The following is a 15,926-nucleotide window of genomic DNA, read 5'->3' on the forward strand; positions in this document are numbered from 1 at the left end:
CCGTCAGCAGGCCGTGCCTGACGGTCGTCTGTCCCGCAGGGCAACCGCGAACGCCGGCGACACCGGCAGTCGGGGCACCAACGTCGCCTGGATCGCGTGGTAGACGTCGGGCTTCCCGGCCCAGGTGCCCGAGGCCGGGCGGTTCTCCGGGTCGAGCTCGTGGTGCCACGAGCCGCGTTCGCGGTCGATGAGGTGTTGGTCGGCGTACGACCACCAGACGTCCTCGCAGACGGCGTACGCCGGGTCGCCGGTCACCTGCGCGAGGGTCGCGGCGGCCGCGATCGCCTCGGTCGCGACCCAGTGCATCCGCTCCCGGACGACCGGCGTGCCGTCCCAGTCGACCGTGTAGACGAAGCCCGCGGCGCCGTCGACCGCCCACCCCTCGCGGACGCCTGCGTCGAAGAGCGCCACCGCGTCGGCGAGCATCCAGTCGGGCGCGTCGTCGCCGAGTGCGGCGCGCAGCCCGAGGGTCAGCCGGCTCCACTCGAACCAGTGCCCCACGGTCGCGCCGTACGGCCGGAAGGGGTGTGTCGGCTCGTCGCGGTTGTAGCCCAGCTGCGGGCGCCAGTGCGCGTCGAAGTGCTCCGGGATCCGCCAGTGGTTGGCCCGCGCGAAGCCGTGCACGACGGTGGTCACGATCTGCCGGGCCCGGTCGCGCAGTCCGGCGTCGCCGGTCACGTCCGCCGCTGCGAGCAACGCCTCGACCGCGTGCATGTTGGCGTTGACGCCGCGGTAGTCGTCGAGCACCGTCCAGGCCTCGTCCCACTGCTCGACGACCATGCCCGCCTCGGCGTCCCAGAAGTGCCGGTCGAGGACGTCGAGGGCCTCCCTCAGCAGCTCGGCCGAACCGGGCCGCCCCGCCGCCGTGGCGGACGAGGCGGCGAGCACGACGAACGCGTGCTCGTACGCCGTCTTGGACCGGACCGTCGGGCCGTCACCGTCGACGGCTGCCCACCAGCCGCCGTGCTCGGCGTCGCGCATCCGACCGGTCAGCGCGGCGATGCCGTGGTCGACGAGCTCGGCGGCGTACGGGCGGCCCATCAGGTGCGCGAGCGTGAAGACGTGGGTCATCCGGCAGGTGATCCACAGCTCGACCGGCCGGCCCAACAGCGGGTTGCCGTCGTCGTCGAGCCAGGCGAAGCCGCCGTCCGGATGGGCCGAGGCTCGGGCGAACTCCAGCAGGCGGTCCGTCTCCTCCTCGATCATGGGGTGAGCCTATGGAGGTCCCGGGGAAACAGCGTCACCTCACGGATGTTCGAGACCTCGGTCAGCCGCGCGGCCCAGCGCTCCAGGCCGATCGCGAACCCGCCGTGCGGCGGCATGCCGTGCACGAACGCCTGCAGGTAGGCGGCGTACGTCGCCGGGTCCTCACCGCGGGCCCTGATCGCCGCGTCGTACGCCGACGGTCGGTGCAGCCGCTGCCCGCCGGTCACGAGCTCGAGCCCCCGGAAGAGCAGGTCGAAGCTGTTGCTCCAGTGTTCGTCGCCCGGCTGGGGATGTGTGTAGAACGGTCGCTTCGCCATCGGGTAGCCCTCCACCGCGAGGAAGTCGCTGCCGTGCTGCTCCAACGCCCAGGCCCCCAGCGCGCGCTCGTGCTCGGGGGCGAGGTCGGGCTCGTCTTCCGCTGCCCCGACCAGGGCGAGCGCGTCGCGGAAGTGGATCACCGGGATCTCCGCGGGCACGACCGGCACCTGGGCTCCGGCGCGCTCGGCCGCGCCCGGGGCGTGCTCGTGCACGCCGGCGACCATGCCCGCGATCACGTCGCGCAGCACCCGCAGCACGTCGCGGTGGTCGTCGATGAACCCCAGCTCGACGTCCAGCGAGACGTACTCCGCCAGGTGCCGCACGGTGTCGTGCGGCTCCGCGCGGAAGACCGGACCCACCTCGTAGACCCGCTCGAAGACGCCGACGAGCTGCTGCTTGTAGAACTGTGGGCTCTGGGCGAGGTACGCCGGGCGCCCGAAGTAGTCGACCTCGAAGACGTTGGCGCCGGACTCGGTCGCCGACGCCACGAACTTCGGGGTCTGGATCTCGGTGAAGCCCGCCGCGTCCAGGGTCGCGCGGAACCCGCGGACGGAGGCGGCGGCCAGCTCCCACCGGGCGCGCTGAGCGGGGTGCCGCCAGGTGACCGGCGCGTGGTCGAGCAGGGTCGGCAGGGATGCGTTCAGCTCCGGGCGCCAGAGCTCGACGGGCGGGGTCGCGGCCGGCTCGGTGAGCGGCGTGATCACCGGGTCGGTGAGCTCCATGCCACCGGGCGCCTGCGGGTTGGCCGTCGCCGTACCGACGACCTCGACGGTCGTCTCCTCGGGCGGCAGGGCGCTGCCGTCGCGGACGACCACCTGCGCCAGGCCGCTGCGGTCGCGGACGACGAGGAAGGCGACGGTGGCCAGCTCACGTCGCCGATGGACCCAACCTTGCAGCCGGACGGTCTCGCCGGACGTGGCGTGGGGGAGTGCTGCGCTGAGTGTGCGTGCGGGGGGCGTGCGTTTCATGAGGTTCACCTCCAGGGAGAGCGGAAGCCCTGGAGATGTGGGCGGGGGCAAGTTCGCGGTGCCACCACATCTTCGCCAGGGAACTCTGCCGCAGCAGGGGCCTGGCCTCTCGTCAGTTCGTCGTACGCACGGGCATCTTGATCTCCGCCGGCTCGCGGGAGGCTTGTCAGGCCTCGAGACACCGTCGTCAGCGTACGCTGCGGCGCGTGGTCGTGCACTTCCGATTGACGTCGCCGCCGACGCTCACCAAACAGGTCGTGCACCTGCTGCGGGACTTCGACTGGGTCACCAACGTCACCCTCCAGGAAGGCGTCGTCCTCCAGCCCGTCGGCGACCTGGTCGAGTGCGACGTCGCCCGCGAGAAGGCGGGCGTGCTGCTGAACCGTCTCAACGGGCTGGGTCTCGACCGCGCCGGCGGGATCGTGGTGACCACGCCGACCGGCACGCCGTTCGAGGCGGCACGCCGGCTCGAGGCCGCGGCGCCCGGGCATCCCGACGACGCAGTGATCTGGGAGGCAGTCGTCGCCGAGGCCGAGGCAGGAGCCGTGCCGACGGTGTCGTTCCACGTGTTCCTGCTGATCGCGGTCGCGCTCGCCGCGGTTGCCGTCATCACCGACTCCGCGGTGCTGGTCGTGGGGGCGATGGTGGTCGGCCCGGAGTACAGCGCCGTCGCCGCTGTCAGCGCGGGCATCGCGCTGCGCCGGTCGGGGCTCGTCCACCGTGGCATGCGGCTCCTGGTCCTCGCGTTCGCGTTCGCCGTCGCGGTGATCGCGTTGCTGTCGCTGATGGGCCGTTGGACGGGACTCATCACGCTCGACGAGGTCACCAGACCGCGACCCAACACCGGCTTCATCTGGCACCCCGACGAGTGGTCGTTCATCGTCGCCCTCCTGGCCGGCGCGGCCGGGGCCCTCGCCCTCGCGGTGTCGCGGTCGGCGACGATGGTCGGCGTCTTCATCAGCGTCACGACCGTCCCCGCCGCCGGCAACCTGGCCCTCGGACTGGCGTTCTTGGACGCCGGCGAGATCCGCGGGTCGGCCGCCCAGCTCGCGGTCAACATCACCGGCATGGTCATCGCCGGCGCTGTCGTGCTGGTGCTGATGCGCCGGTGGTGGGCCCCGCTCACGGCCTGGTCCGAGCGGGTGTTCGGCCGCCAGGCCGACCTCGACTAGGTGGGACGCCCGGTGGTGGAGGTGGGCGGCGCCAGGTAGCGGTAGGCGTGGTGGGTGACGAAACCCAGCCGCTCGTAGAGCCCGAGGGCCGCGACGTTGTCGCCGAGCACCTGCAGGTACGCCGTCGTCGCGCCGCGCTCGGCACCCCAGTCGAGGAGCGCGGCCATGACGGCCACGCCGAGACCCTGGCGGCGGTGCTCGGGCGCCACCTCGATGCCGCGGAAGCCCACCCAGTCGTCGCCGTACGCCGCCACGCCCAGAGCCCTCTCGCCGAGATGGACAGTGACCACGTCGCCGTCCTCGTCGTACGACGCCGTCTCCACCGATGGTCGAGCTTGTCGAGACCCCCGCAGCGAACGCATGGCCTGAGCCACCGGAGCGATCTGGAAGAGCGTGTCGGCGTCGTTGCTCTCCAGCACCCAACCGTGGCCGCGGAAGAGCGCGTCCTCGGGGGAGTCGGGCAGCACGGCCGCGATCGGTCGCCCGGTCCGCGACGCGTAGAACTCGACGACCCGTTCGAAGTCGCCGTCGACGCCCGACGGCGCGACCGCGAGCACCGAGTTGGCCCGCCGGGCCGTCGAGGTCGGGGAGTGCCGCAGGGTCCAGTCGCCGAGCGGCTCCGTCGTCAGGTCCGGCCACAGGGCGAGCGCTCGTCGCTGGGCCGCCAGCGGGGTGACCCGATGACGGGCCGAGGGACGCGGCGGGACCGGCTTGCCCGAGACGATGTCGGCGAGCGCGATCGTCACCGCCGGGCCGGTCTCCGGCTGCACGACACAGACGCCGTCGCCCCAGGACAGGCAGGTGCCGAGCAGGTCCGTGAGGGCCGGTCCGCCGCTCGGTCCGGTCTCCCCGCGGAGCACCCGTCGTACGACGACGCGCTGCCCGATGATGTGTGGACCAAGTATATGCTTGGTCACATCGTGAGGTCGGTCGGCGGATGACACGTCGGGATACTAGGCTGTGGGCGTAACGCGTGCTCCCCGTCTTGTCTCCAGGAGGAATCAGTGACCTACGTCATCTCCCAGCCGTGCGTCGACCTCAAGGACCGCGCGTGTGTTGACGAGTGTCCGGTCGACTGCATCTACGAGGGCAAGCGGATGCTCTACATCCACCCCGACGAGTGCGTCGACTGCGGTGCCTGCGAGCCGGTCTGCCCGGTCGAGGCGATCTTCTACGAGGACGACGTCCCCGAGGAGTCCAAGGGCTACTACGACGCCAACGTCCACTTCTTCGACGACCTGGGCTCGCCCGGCGGCGCCGCGAAGATGGGCGAGATCGACCACGACCACCCGATGGTCGCCGCGCTGCCTCCGCAGGAGACCGAGCACTGATCGCCGGGCGCGACCGCCGCGTCTCGGCACGGCTGCCCGACTTCCCCTGGGACGCGCTGGTCGAGTACGCCGAGCGTGCCCGGTCGCACCCCGACGGGATCGTCGATCTCTCGATCGGCACGCCGGTCGACCCGACGCCAGCGGTGGTCCAGGACGCGCTCCGCGCGGCCGCTGACTCGCCGGGCTATCCGCTCACCATCGGCACGGTCGCGACGCGGCAGGCCTGCGTCGACTGGCTGGCCCGCCGCCACGGCGTCACCGGCCTGGGGCTCGACGGCGTGCTGCCGACCATCGGCTCCAAGGAGCTGGTCGCCGCGCTGCCCGGCCAGCTCGGCGTCGGACCGGGCGACCTGGTCGCGTGGCCGGAGCTCGCCTACCCGACGTACGAGGTGGGTGCGGCGCTCGCCGGCGCCCGTGGCGTCGCCACCGACTCGCTGACCTCGCTCGGGCCCGAGACCCCGGCCCTGCTCTGGATCAACTCGCCGTCCAACCCGACGGGGCGGGTGCTGCCCCCGGAGCACCTCAAGAAGGTCGTCGACTGGTGCCGTGAGCGCGGCACGATCCTGGTCTCCGACGAGTGCTACCTCGAGTGCGCCTGGGACGCGACGCCGATGTCGGTGCTGCACCCCTCGATCAGCGGCGGTTCGCACGAGGGCATCCTCGCGGTCCACTCGCTGTCGAAGCGCTCCAACCTGGCCGGCTACCGGTGTGCCTTCGTCGCCGGTGACCCGGCGCTGGTCGGCGAGCTGCTCGCCGTACGCAAGAACCTCGGGCTGATCATGCCCGGCCCGCAGCAGCTCGCGATGGCCGCCGCCCTGGACGACGACGAGCACGTCGTCGAGCAGCACGCGCGGTACGCCGCGCGCCGGGCCAAGCTGCGCGAGGCGCTGGAGTCGGCCGGCTTCCGGGTCGACCACTCGGAGGCCTCGCTCTACCTCTGGTCGACCAAGGACCAGGACTGCTGGGAGACCATCGCCTGGCTCGCCGAGCGCGGCATCCTGGCCGCCCCGGGGTCGTTCTACGGCGCCGCGGGCTCGCGGCACGTCCGGGTGGCGTTCACCGCCACGGACGAGCGGGTCGACGCGGCGGTCGCCCGTCTAGCCGGCTAGCGCGATCGTGGCGTCGTGCCCGTCCGGCGTCAGGTAGTGCCCGTCGTCGAACAGGATGACGCCGTTGCAGAGGCGGCACCAGCCCTGGTCGCCGTGGTGATCGGCGACCACCTGAGCGCGGCAGCAGTCGGCGGCGGTGGTGTCCGGACAGGTCGGTGAATGGGTGCACATCGGCGGTCTCCAAAGGAACGTGGTCTACGTCTCCATCGGCACGTGGTCGGTGAAGCCTGAGCAGTTGTGGTTGCTCACTCCCAGCATGCGTCGGGCCACCGACATCCGCAGGCTGTTCCCACAGCCGGGTGTCGTCGACTACGGGAACACGTCGACGTGCACGTGGTCGCGGTGCTCCAGGATCGCGCGGTCACCGGCCCTCTCGGGCGGGTTGTAGTCCCGCCACTCGTCTCCGGACTTCCAGCCTGCCGTCCAGATCCGGCCGTCGAAGATCACGGTCTTGAGGTCCAGCCGGTCGGCCTGGGCGACAAGGTACTGGGCGATCGCCCACCCGCGGATCTTGTTCGCCCGGCTGATCGGCCGGACGAAGATGTCGACGGCCCGTCCGTCGTAGTGGGCGGAGCCCTCCATGTGCCCGGTCTGAACGCCGCCGGGCGCGAAGCCGCCGAGCGGCGGGTCGTCGAAGACCTCCGTCACCTCCCGGCGGACCACTTCGGCGCGCTTGGTCAGCCCGGACTTCGTGAGCCGGGTCGCGGTGGCGTCGACGGTGCCGCCGAGCCGGCAGCTGAAGGCATGCGGCGAGTTGCCCGTCAGCGCCGAGGCGAGCACGCGGGCGTCGGCCTCGTGGTCGGCGTACGCCTCCGGGAAGCCGGAACGCTGCACCCGCTGCGCCGCGACCGTGACCCGCATCCCCTCGTAGCCGTCGAGCTTCGCGAGCTCGTCGTAGAACGCGTTCGCGGCGTAGTAGGGATCGAGGATCTCCGCGCGCGTCCCCCAGCCCTGGGACGGCCGCTGCTGGAAGAGTCCGAGAGAGTCGCGGTCGCCGGTCTCGAGGTTGTAGAGCTTCGACTCCTGGTACGCCGTCGCGAGGGCGATCGTCGCCGCGCGGGCGGGCATCCCACGGTCGATCGCGACGGCGGTGATGAGCGCGGCGTTCTCGGCCTGCTCCACGTCGAGGGTGACCGTGCGTCCGTCGACCGTGGCGGTGCACTGGTCGGGCCGGAAGATCGGTGCCACCTGACGCAGCAGGCCGTAGCCGACAGCGGCGGCGACGCCCACACTGGCGAGGCCGACCAGGGCCACGCCCGTGCGGAGCTTCATGGAGCCAGTGTGCGGATGTGTCCCAAAGCCGCTCTTCACAATCCAGGGTGTAGTCGTGGTCTGAACCCGCCGGACTCGAGTGGCGATCTGGCGATGTAGTTGGTGAGGTTGCGGAACCCGAAGGCTGAGCCGCGGAGGTGCCCGAGGCGTCCGTTGATCGCCTCAGTCGGCCCGTTCGATGTGCCGGGCCGGTCGAAAGTAGGCCAGCAGTCGTCGGCGCGCTTCTTCAGTGTCCGGCCCAGCGTGACGACCTCGCTCAGTACGGCCGGCACGCCGTTGCTGACGGAGTCGATCAGCTTGACCATCAGCTCGCGGCCCTTGACCCGGTCCGGCTCGCGGTAGGCGCCGATCATCCGTTGATAGATGCTCCAGGTCGCCTCGACCTCGACGTGCGCATCGACCGCGAACAGCGCACGGAGCCGGTCGGTCTGCTTGTCGGTGAGCAGGTCGCTGGCCGGTCACCTCGAGCCCGAGTTCGTCGAGACGACAGAAGGTGGTCAGATCAGCGCATGCGAACCCAGCAGGGCTCGCCGCAACGGTAGCGTCGGGCACGTCGAGGTCTCCCAGATGAGCGTGTAGGAGCCTTCATCCTCGGGAGGCCTCGACGCCTACCCGATCAACGACGCGCCGACGACGTCACTACGTGCCCACACCCTGGATTGTGAAGAGCCTGTAAAGGCCTCCAGGTTGATGAGGCCGTTCAGTGACAGCTCCACCTCGCCGCTGGATGCCGCCACCGTTCACGCAGACTGATCGATGTCAAGCAGGTCGACCTTCCGGGACATCAGGTGGTGCAGGAGAGCGAATGCAATGGACGCGTTGCAGCGGACCGTTCCGCTTGTGCATCGCTCATTTTCTGCCGACTGTCAGCACGCCACCATCGACGGGCAACGTGTGGCCGGTGATCCGGCGCGCTTGTTCGGAAGCGAGGAACAGCACGGCGTCAGCGATGTCGTTCGGCTCGATGAAGCCGGGAATCGGGTTATAGTTCTCCGTTGCTTCCCGGTAGGCGACAGGGTCTTCCTGCGCGGCCATGAATGATTCCAGCAACGGGGTCAAGGTCCCACCGGGCGCGACGCAATTCACCCGGATGTTCCGGTCCGCGTATTCCAAAGCTGCTGAGCGAGTCAGTCCTACGACGCCCGTCTTGGTGAAGGTGTAGGGCGATATGTTGCTGACGCCAGAAAGGGCAGCCGTCGAAGCCGTGTTGACCACCGATCCGCCACCGCTTTGCAGGAGCTTTGCGATGCCGTACTTCAACACGAAGAAGAACCCATCTCCGTTGATGCGACTCACTCGCGACCAGTTCTCGATGTCAGTCTCGTGGAGTGGTTGTGGCTTGTCGTCGATACCGGCGTTGTTGAAGATGACATCGATTCTCCCGTATCGGTCGAAGGCTTCGTCGAAGGCCTGCTCAACTGCTGAGGGGTCGGCAACGTCGGCGCAGATGGCAAGAGAATCCGGAAGCGACTCCGCCACTGCTGTCGCGGCGGCGCGCTCGATGTCGAGGACGACTACATGGGCGCCCTCTGCTCCGAACCGTGCTGCCGTCGCTGCACCGATCCCGGAACCTCCGCCGGTGATGACTACAGTCTTTCCGTCGAAACGGTTTTCCACTTATCTGCCTCTCTGTTCTGTAAGAAATCTCTGCCCGGACATGGTAGTGGGTGCCCCGCAAAGCACGCCGGCGCCCGTTTAGGGGCTCATCCCAATCGAGGGTGTAGTTGAGGTCTGAAGCCGCCGGTCTCGAGCAGCGATCTGGCGATGTAGTTGGTGAGGTTGCGGAATCCGAGTGCGCTGCCGCGGACGTATTCGAGCCTGCCGTTGAGCGCCTCGGTCGGTCCGTTGCTGGTGCCGGGTCGGTCGAAGTAGGCCAGCACGTCGGCGGCTCGCTTCTTCAGGGTCCGGCCCAGTGCGATCAGCTCGGTCAGCGCCTTCGGCACACCGCTGGTGAGGTCCGCGATCAGCGTGGCCATCAACTCGTGTCCACGGCGGCGGCCCTCGTGCCGGTAGGCGGTGATCAGGCGCTGGTAGATGCCCCAGGTTGCCTCGACCTCGACATGGGAGTCGTCGGCGAACAGCACACGCAGCCGGTCGGTCTGTTTGTCGGTGAGCAGTCCGGCGCCGGTGTGCAGCGTTCGCCTCGACTTGTAGAGCGAGTCGTCCTTGAACCCGCGGTGGCCGTGGATCGCGAGCTGGACCCGACGTCGGCAGCGGTCCAGGTCTTGAACGCCTGCTTGGAAGCGGCCCTCGACCATGTCGAGCAGTCATGCCGGCCCGGAGCTGTCACGGACCGGGGTGAGGTTGATGACCACCGTACTTGTCGCCACGTCGTGTGTGCCTCCAGACGTGCTCGTCGACCCCGATGACCTTCACGCCGTCGAACCGGGCCGGGTCGTCGACCAGGACCCGCTTGCCCTCGGCCAGGGTCGCGTTGTTAGCGGTATCCCACGCAACCCAAGACCCTCGGCAACCCGAGCCACGGTCAGGTGTTGGACCACGATGCCCGCCAGCGCCCACCGCAACCCTCCGCGGGACAGCTTCGCGCGCGGCTCGGCCGCAGCGGTCATGTCCTGGCGCCCCACGTGGCCGCACTCTCGACACCGGTAGCGCCGGACAGCGACTTCGAGTGTGGTGGGACGCCAGCCCAGCGGCTCGTGCGCGAGTCGGCGGATCACACTGTCGCGCACACGACCTTCCGTGCCACAGCGCCGGCACCACTGATCGGGCTCGATGACTCGGCACGCGAGGACCGCCCTGCCGGGTTCGAGCCGTTGGCCGATGACAGCGAGGCCGAGGCCGTCGAGTCGAGCGAAGGTGGTCAGGTCAGGGCGGCCGAAGCCGGCCGGCGGGATAGCGTCGGGCACGTCGAGGTCTTCCAGATGCCAGGCGTAGGAACCTTCATCTTCGGAAGACCTCGACACCTACCCCGGGACCGACGCGCCAGCCCGGCCCACACCGTCATGTGGGAGGAGCCCCCAAAGCCTCAGTTGGCGTGCAACGCGGCGTTGAGCTCGACGCCCGTGCTCTTCCACGGGACCGCCTCGATGGCGCCGGTGACCGAGTTACGGCGGAACAGCACGTTGCTGGCGCCCGACAGCTCGACCGCCTTGACCACCTGGGTCCGGCTGTGGGCCGGGTTGGTGTCGGCGACGGTGACCTTGGTGCCGGCGGTGATGTAGCAGCCGGCCTCGACGACGCAGTCGTCGCCCAGCGAGATGCCGATGCCGGCGTTCGCGCCGAGCAGGCAGCGCTCGCCGATCGAGATGACCTGCTTGCCGCCGCCCGAGAGAGTGCCCATGATCGAGGAGCCGCCGCCGATGTCGGAGCCGTCACCGACCACGACGCCCGCGGAGATCCGGCCCTCGACCATGCTCGCGCCGAGCGTGCCGGCGTTGTAGTTGACGAAGCCCTCGTGCATGACCGTGGTGCCCTCGGCGAGGTGGGCGCCGAGGCGGACCCGGTCGGCGTCGGCGATGCGGACGCCCGCGGGCAGGACGTAGTCGACCATCCGCGGGAACTTGTCGACGCCGAAGACCGTGAGGTGCCGGCCGTTGGCGCGCAGCCGTGCCCGGGTCAGCTCGAAGCCCGCGACCGCGCACGGGCCGGCACTGGTCCACACGACGTTGGTGAGCAGGCCGAAGATGCCGTCCAGGTTGATCGAGTGCGGGACGACCAGGCGCGACGACAGCAGGTGCAGGCGCAGCCAGACGTCCTCGGTCGTGGTCGGCGCGGCCTGCAGGTCCGCGATCTCGACCAGCAGCACCTCGCTGGTGGTGTTGCGCTCGTCATCGCGCGTCTGGAGGCGACCCAGCTCCGCCGGGGTGATCGCGTCCACCGGCTTCGTGCCCAGCGCCGGCTCCGGGAACCACACGTCGAGGACGGTCCCGGACGCGTCGAGGGTGGCGAGGCCGAAGCCCCATGCAGTTGAGGGGGCAGTCGAGGGAGTCGCAGTCACAGCAGCACAGGCTACTGGCCCGTCCGCCCGTCGATGCACTCGCGCAGCAGGTCGGCGTGGCCACAGTGCCGCGCGTACTCCTCGATGAGGTGAACGACGACCTCACGCATCTCCAGGTCACCGTCGTCGTGCTGTCCGAGGTGGTCCATGGGGTGGCTCGCCTGGAACTCTTGGGCGTACGCGACCTCGGTGCGCCACGCCGACCATGCCTCCGCCACGACCGCGTCATCGGCGACGGCGCCGTCGAAGTCGGCGTCGCGGTGCTCGTCCTTGCCCCACATCTTGGGCAGCTCGAGATTGTGGTCCATCACGCGGCGCCACCACGAGTACTCGACCGCGGCCAGGTGCCGCAGCAGGCCGAGCAGCGACAGCGTCGACGGTGGCACCGACCGGGTCGCGAGCTGCTCGGCGTCCAGTCCCTCGCATTGACGCTCGAACGTGGCCCGGAAGTGGTCGAGGTACTCGCGGAGGACGGCTTCCTCGCCGCGAGTCGTGTCGCCGGTCATGGCCTCAGCCGACCACCTGGCGGTGCGCACCGCAAGCGGATTCGCGTCACGAGCGCGGCGCGGCCTCGATCGCCGCGAGACGCTCCTCGAGCTCCCGGATCCGGTCGTAGAGGTCGACCAGGGTCTCGCCGTTCGCGACCACCCCGGGCTGGTGCCGGTGGCGACGGACGAACTCCTCGCGAGTCTCTGCACCGGCCCCTGCGGCGTTGCGATCCAGCGTGGCCAGGGCGGTCGCCGAGGCGGCGGCGGTCGCCTTCTGCAGGCGGGTGACCAGGATGCCGCCGAGGATGATCACGACCAGGGCGGCGAGCGGGATCAGCAGCCAGATGTACGGGTTGGTCGACATGGTGCCTCCCGAGACGATGGAGCAGGACGTGGAGTCAATCGCCTCCCGATGTCACTCGGCAAGTGGGGTCTCGTGCTGCGACACACTGCACCCGTGAACGCCGCCGCAGTCATCGCCCTCGCAGCTGGGATCGCCGTCGTCGGGTCGCGGCCGGGTGACTCCGACTCGAACTTCTCGTCCGGCGCGGGCGCGGCCACCTGGGGTCGGCGCTCCGAGGGAATCCGATTGGCGGGGCGCGTCGGCCGCGCCGTACGCTGTGCCCACAGGCGCTTGAGCCGTCATCAGCGGTGAGCCTCCGGAAGAACAGCATGGTGGTTGAGAGCCTCGAAACCACCGGGCCCAGTAGAACCGGACGGGTAGGCCCGTCACAGCCGTTTGAGTGGTCGTCCTCCGGGTCGGCAAGCAGGGTGGTACCGCGGCCTCCGTGATCAGCAGAGCGTCGTCCCTGTGGTTGGCAGTCCCACCACAGAGAGACACCCCGATGACGTACCCCAAGGTCGATGGCGCCGTTCCCTCGAGTCCCCGCTTCCCCGAGATCGAGGAGCGGATCCTCAAGTACTGGGAGCAGGACGGCACCTTCCAGGCGAGCATCGACCAGCGCGACGCGGGCGAGAACGGCGCTAACGAGTTCGTCTTCTACGACGGCCCGCCGTTCGCCAACGGCCTCCCGCACTACGGCCACCTGCTCACCGGCTACGTCAAGGACCTGATCCCGCGCTACCAGACGATGCGCGGCAAGAGGGTCGAGCGCCGCTTCGGCTGGGACACCCACGGGCTGCCCGCCGAGCTCGAGGCGATGCGCCTCAACGGCATCAAGACCACCGACGAGATCGTCGAGATGGGCATCGACAAGTTCAACGAGGCCTGCCGCGCGTCGGTGATGAAGTACACCGGCGACTGGCGCGAGTACGTCACCCGTCAGGCGCGCTGGGTCGACTTCGACAACGACTACCGGACCATGAACCCCGACTACATGGAGTCGGTCATCTGGGCCTTCCAGCAGTTGTTCGAGAAGGGACTCGTCTACGAGGGCTTCCGGGTGCTGCCCTACTGCTGGAACGACGAGACGCCGCTGTCCAACCACGAGCTGCGGATGGACGACGACGTCTACCAGATGCGGCAGGACCCGGCCGTCACGGTCGGGTACGACGTGACGACTCCCGGTGACTTCCAGGGCGCCAAGCTGCTCGTCTGGACGACGACGCCGTGGACGCTCCCGAGCAACCTGGCGGTGATGGTCGGCGAGGACATCGACTACGTGGTGGTCGAGGTCGAAGGCGTTCGCTACATCCTGGCCGAGGCGCGCCTGGCGTCGTACGCCCGCGAGCTCGGTGACTCGCCGGAGATCACGTGGCGCGGCAAGGGGTCCGACCTGGTCGGACTGGTCTACACGCCGCCGTTCACGTACTACGCGGGCCACGAGAACGCCTTCCGCGTCGTCCCTGCCGAGTTCGTGACGACCACGGACGGCACGGGGATGGTGCACACCGCGGGCGCGTTCGGTGAGGACGACAAGATCGTCACCGACCGCGAGGGCATCGAGGCAGTGATGCCGGTCGGCAAGGACGGGAAGTTCACCTTCCCCGTCGTCGACTACGAGGGCATGCTCGTCTTCGACGCCAACCTGCACGTCATCGACCACCTCAAGGCCGCGACCGCGGGCACGGGGGAGACCGGGTCGGTGTCGCCGGGCACGGTGCTGCTGCGCCGCGAGACCTACGACCACAGCTACCCGCACTGCTGGCGCTGCCGCGAGCCCCTCATCTACAAGGGCGTCTCGTCGTGGTTCGTCGAGGTGACCGCGATCAAGCAGCGGATGCTCGACCTCAACCAGGAGATCAACTGGGTCCCGGACCACATCCAGGACGGCCAGTTCGGCCGCTGGCTGGAGAACGCCCGCGACTGGTCGATCACCCGCAACCGCTTCTGGGGCTCCCCGGTGCCGGTGTGGAAGAGCGACGACCCGGCGTACCCCCGCATCGACGTCTACGGCTCGTTCGAGCAGATCGAGGCCGACTTCGGCAGGCTGCCGCTCAACCACCAGGGGGAGCCCGACCTGCACCGCCCGTACGTCGACGACCTGGTGCGTCCCAACCCGGACGACCCCACGGGCAAGTCGATGATGCGCCGCGTCTCCGACGTGCTCGACGTGTGGTTCGACTCGGGCTCGATGAGCTTCGCCCAGGTGCACTACCCCTTCGAGAACGAGGAGTGGTTCGCTGGGCCAGATGACGGCTCCGCCGTGGGCCACTTCCCGGCGGACTTCATCGTCGAGTACATCGGCCAGACCCGCGGCTGGTTCTACACGCTGCACATCCTGGCAACGGCGATCTTCGACAAGCCGGCGTTCGAGAACTGCATCAGCCACGGCATCGTGCTCGGCTCCGACGGCAACAAGATGTCGAAGTCGCTGCGCAACTACCCCGACGTGCGCGAGGTCTTCGACCGCGACGGTGCCGACGCGATGCGCTGGTTCCTGATGTCGTCGCCGATCCTGCGCGGCGGCAACCTGGTCGTCACCGAGCAGGGCATCCGCGACTCGGTGCGCCAGGTGCTGATCCCGCTCTGGAACAGCTGGTACTTCTTCCAGCTCTACGCCAACGCCGCCGGTCAGGGGCAGGGGTACGACGCCGCCGTCTCGACGGCGTCGACGGACCCGCTCGACCGCTACCTGCTGGCCAAGTGCCGCGACTTCGTCGAGGAGATGACGGCGTCGCTGGACGCGTACGCCGTGGCCGACGCGTGCGACGCGACCCGGTCGTTCCTCGACGTGCTGACGAACTGGTACATCCGGCGCTCGCGCGACCGCTTCTGGGACGACAACCAGGCGGCCTTCGACACGCTCTACACGGTGCTCGAGGTCGTCTGCCGGGCGACGTCGCCGCTGATGCCGCTGACGACCGAGGAGGTCTGGCGCGGGATGACCGGCGGTCGCTCGGTGCACCTCGCCGACTGGCCCCTCGTGGACGAGCTGCCGGCCGACGACGACCTGGTCGCCGCGATGGACCTGGTCCGGGAGGTCTGCTCCGCGGCGTCCGCGCTGCGCAAGGCGCGCAACCTGCGCAACCGGCTGCCGCTGGGGTCCCTGACCGTCGTCGTGGACGACCCGGCCGCGCTGGCCGGCTTCGAGGCGATCGTCCGCGACGAGGTCAACGTCAAGGACGTCCGCCTGCTCGCGGCCGAGTCCGACGAGGCCGCGTCGTACGGCGTCGAGCAGAAGCTCACCGTCAACGCCCGCGCCGCCGGGCCGAGATTGGGCCGTGAGGTGCAGGTCGCGATCAAGGGCTCCAAGTCCGGCGACTGGTCGGTCGCCGAGGACGGCACCGTCACCGCCGGTGGGCTGGCCCTCGAGGAGGGGGAGTACACCCTCGAGACCGTCGCCGGCTCGGCCGACGCCGACTCCGCGACCGGTGTGCTGCGCAGTGGCGGCTTCGTCGTCCTCGACACCGAGGTCACGCCCGAGCTCGCTGCCGAGGGTCTCGCCCGCGACCTGGTCCGGCAGATCCAGCAGGCGCGTCGTGACGCCGGCCTCGACGTCTCCGACCGGATCTCGCTGACCATCGGTGGCTCGGAGGACGTGCTGGCCGCGGCGGAGACCCACCGCGACCTGATCACGTCCGAGACGCTGGCGACGGCGTACGAGCTGGTCGCCGCGGACGTCGCCGAGCCGACCATCGAGGTCGCCAAGGCCTGAGATCGCCGGGACGTCATACGGACAGAGCATCCGCTTGCTCCGTCCG

Annotated in this window: 13 protein-coding genes and 2 pseudogenes; 4 read left to right on the forward strand and 11 right to left on the reverse strand. The window is 69.7% G+C overall.

The genetic code is table 11. From position 1 onward, the window contains the following. Window positions 1-3: 3 nt before the first annotated feature. On the reverse strand, window positions 4-1,206 hold the full coding sequence (locus ABEA33_RS05955; protein WP_345525767.1) for an AGE family epimerase/isomerase: 1,203 nt from the start codon (window positions 1,204-1,206) through the stop codon (window positions 4-6). Next, window positions 1,203-2,492, reverse strand: a complete 1,290-nt coding sequence (gene aspS / locus ABEA33_RS05960; RefSeq protein ID WP_345525768.1) for an aspartate--tRNA(Asn) ligase — start codon at window positions 2,490-2,492, stop codon at window positions 1,203-1,205. The genes ABEA33_RS05955 and aspS overlap by 4 nt, the downstream gene beginning before the upstream one ends. Before the next feature lie 206 nt (window positions 2,493-2,698). On the opposite strand from aspS, the gene ABEA33_RS05965 reads away from it, so the two are divergent. Beyond that, window positions 2,699-3,664, forward strand: a complete 966-nt coding sequence (locus ABEA33_RS05965; protein WP_345525769.1) for a DUF389 domain-containing protein — start codon at window positions 2,699-2,701, stop codon at window positions 3,662-3,664. On the opposite strand, the gene ABEA33_RS05970 is transcribed toward ABEA33_RS05965, so the two are convergent. Further along, entirely contained in the window at window positions 3,661-4,608 is a 948-nt protein-coding gene (locus ABEA33_RS05970; protein ID WP_345525770.1) for a GNAT family N-acetyltransferase, read from the reverse strand. The two genes, ABEA33_RS05965 and ABEA33_RS05970, sit on opposite strands and share 4 nt — an antisense overlap. A gap of 60 nt (window positions 4,609-4,668) precedes the next feature. Here ABEA33_RS05970 and fdxA point away from each other — a divergent pair, with 60 nt between their 5' ends. Both fdxA and dapC read left to right on the forward strand, forming a co-directional pair. Then, window positions 4,669-4,995: a ferredoxin gene (gene fdxA / locus ABEA33_RS05975; protein WP_345525772.1), complete on the forward strand. Its 327-nt coding sequence runs from the start codon at window positions 4,669-4,671 to the stop codon at window positions 4,993-4,995. Then, window positions 4,995-6,104 (forward strand): succinyldiaminopimelate transaminase, encoded by a 1,110-nt coding sequence (gene dapC, locus ABEA33_RS05980; protein ID WP_345526290.1) that lies wholly within the window; start codon window positions 4,995-4,997, stop codon window positions 6,102-6,104. Before fdxA ends, dapC begins: the two co-directional genes overlap by 1 nt. Here dapC and ABEA33_RS05985 read toward each other — a convergent pair. The 8 genes and pseudogenes from ABEA33_RS05985 to ABEA33_RS06020 all read right to left on the reverse strand — a co-directional run bounded on the left by ABEA33_RS05985 (window position 6,093) and on the right by ABEA33_RS06020 (window position 12,186). Further along, window positions 6,093-6,275 (reverse strand): DUF5999 family protein, encoded by a 183-nt coding sequence (locus ABEA33_RS05985; protein ID WP_345525774.1) that lies wholly within the window; start codon window positions 6,273-6,275, stop codon window positions 6,093-6,095. The genes dapC and ABEA33_RS05985 overlap by 12 nt on opposite strands. Window positions 6,276-6,413: 138 nt before the next feature. Next, window positions 6,414-7,376, reverse strand: a complete 963-nt coding sequence (locus ABEA33_RS05990; protein WP_345525776.1) for a VldE C-terminal domain-containing protein — start codon at window positions 7,374-7,376, stop codon at window positions 6,414-6,416. A 35-nt stretch (window positions 7,377-7,411) separates the two neighbouring features. Continuing rightward, window positions 7,412-7,828 (reverse strand): annotated as a pseudogene (locus tag ABEA33_RS05995) (transposase); the annotation flags it as partial. Window positions 7,829-8,225: 397 nt separating this feature from the next. After that, complete coding sequence (locus ABEA33_RS06000) at window positions 8,226-8,993, reverse strand: SDR family NAD(P)-dependent oxidoreductase (RefSeq protein WP_345525778.1); 768 nt, start codon at window positions 8,991-8,993, stop codon at window positions 8,226-8,228. Window positions 8,994-9,079: 86 nt separating this feature from the next. Then, window positions 9,080-10,231 (reverse strand): annotated as a pseudogene (locus ABEA33_RS06005) (transposase). Between the two features lie 131 nt (window positions 10,232-10,362). Further along, the gene (gene dapD / locus ABEA33_RS06010; RefSeq protein ID WP_345525780.1) at window positions 10,363-11,334 is read right to left on the reverse strand and encodes a 2,3,4,5-tetrahydropyridine-2,6-dicarboxylate N-succinyltransferase; all 972 of its coding nucleotides are present in this window, start codon (window positions 11,332-11,334) and stop codon (window positions 10,363-10,365) included. 11 nt (window positions 11,335-11,345) lie between these two features. After that, window positions 11,346-11,840 carry a mycothiol transferase gene (locus ABEA33_RS06015; RefSeq protein ID WP_345525782.1) on the reverse strand — a complete coding sequence of 165 codons (495 nt, stop codon included), beginning with the start codon at window positions 11,838-11,840 and terminating at the stop codon, window positions 11,346-11,348. Between the two features lie 46 nt (window positions 11,841-11,886). After that, on the reverse strand, window positions 11,887-12,186 hold the full coding sequence (locus tag ABEA33_RS06020; protein ID WP_345525783.1) for a hypothetical protein: 300 nt from the start codon (window positions 12,184-12,186) through the stop codon (window positions 11,887-11,889). A 481-nt stretch (window positions 12,187-12,667) separates the two neighbouring features. Between ABEA33_RS06020 and ileS the strand changes: the two genes are divergently transcribed. Then, window positions 12,668-15,880, forward strand: a complete 3,213-nt coding sequence (ileS, locus tag ABEA33_RS06025) for an isoleucine--tRNA ligase (protein WP_345525784.1) — start codon at window positions 12,668-12,670, stop codon at window positions 15,878-15,880. Window positions 15,881-15,926 lie beyond the last annotated feature (46 nt).

It is taken from the genome of Nocardioides endophyticus (assembly GCF_039543845.1).
Classification (GTDB): domain Bacteria; phylum Actinomycetota; class Actinomycetes; order Propionibacteriales; family Nocardioidaceae; genus Nocardioides; species Nocardioides endophyticus.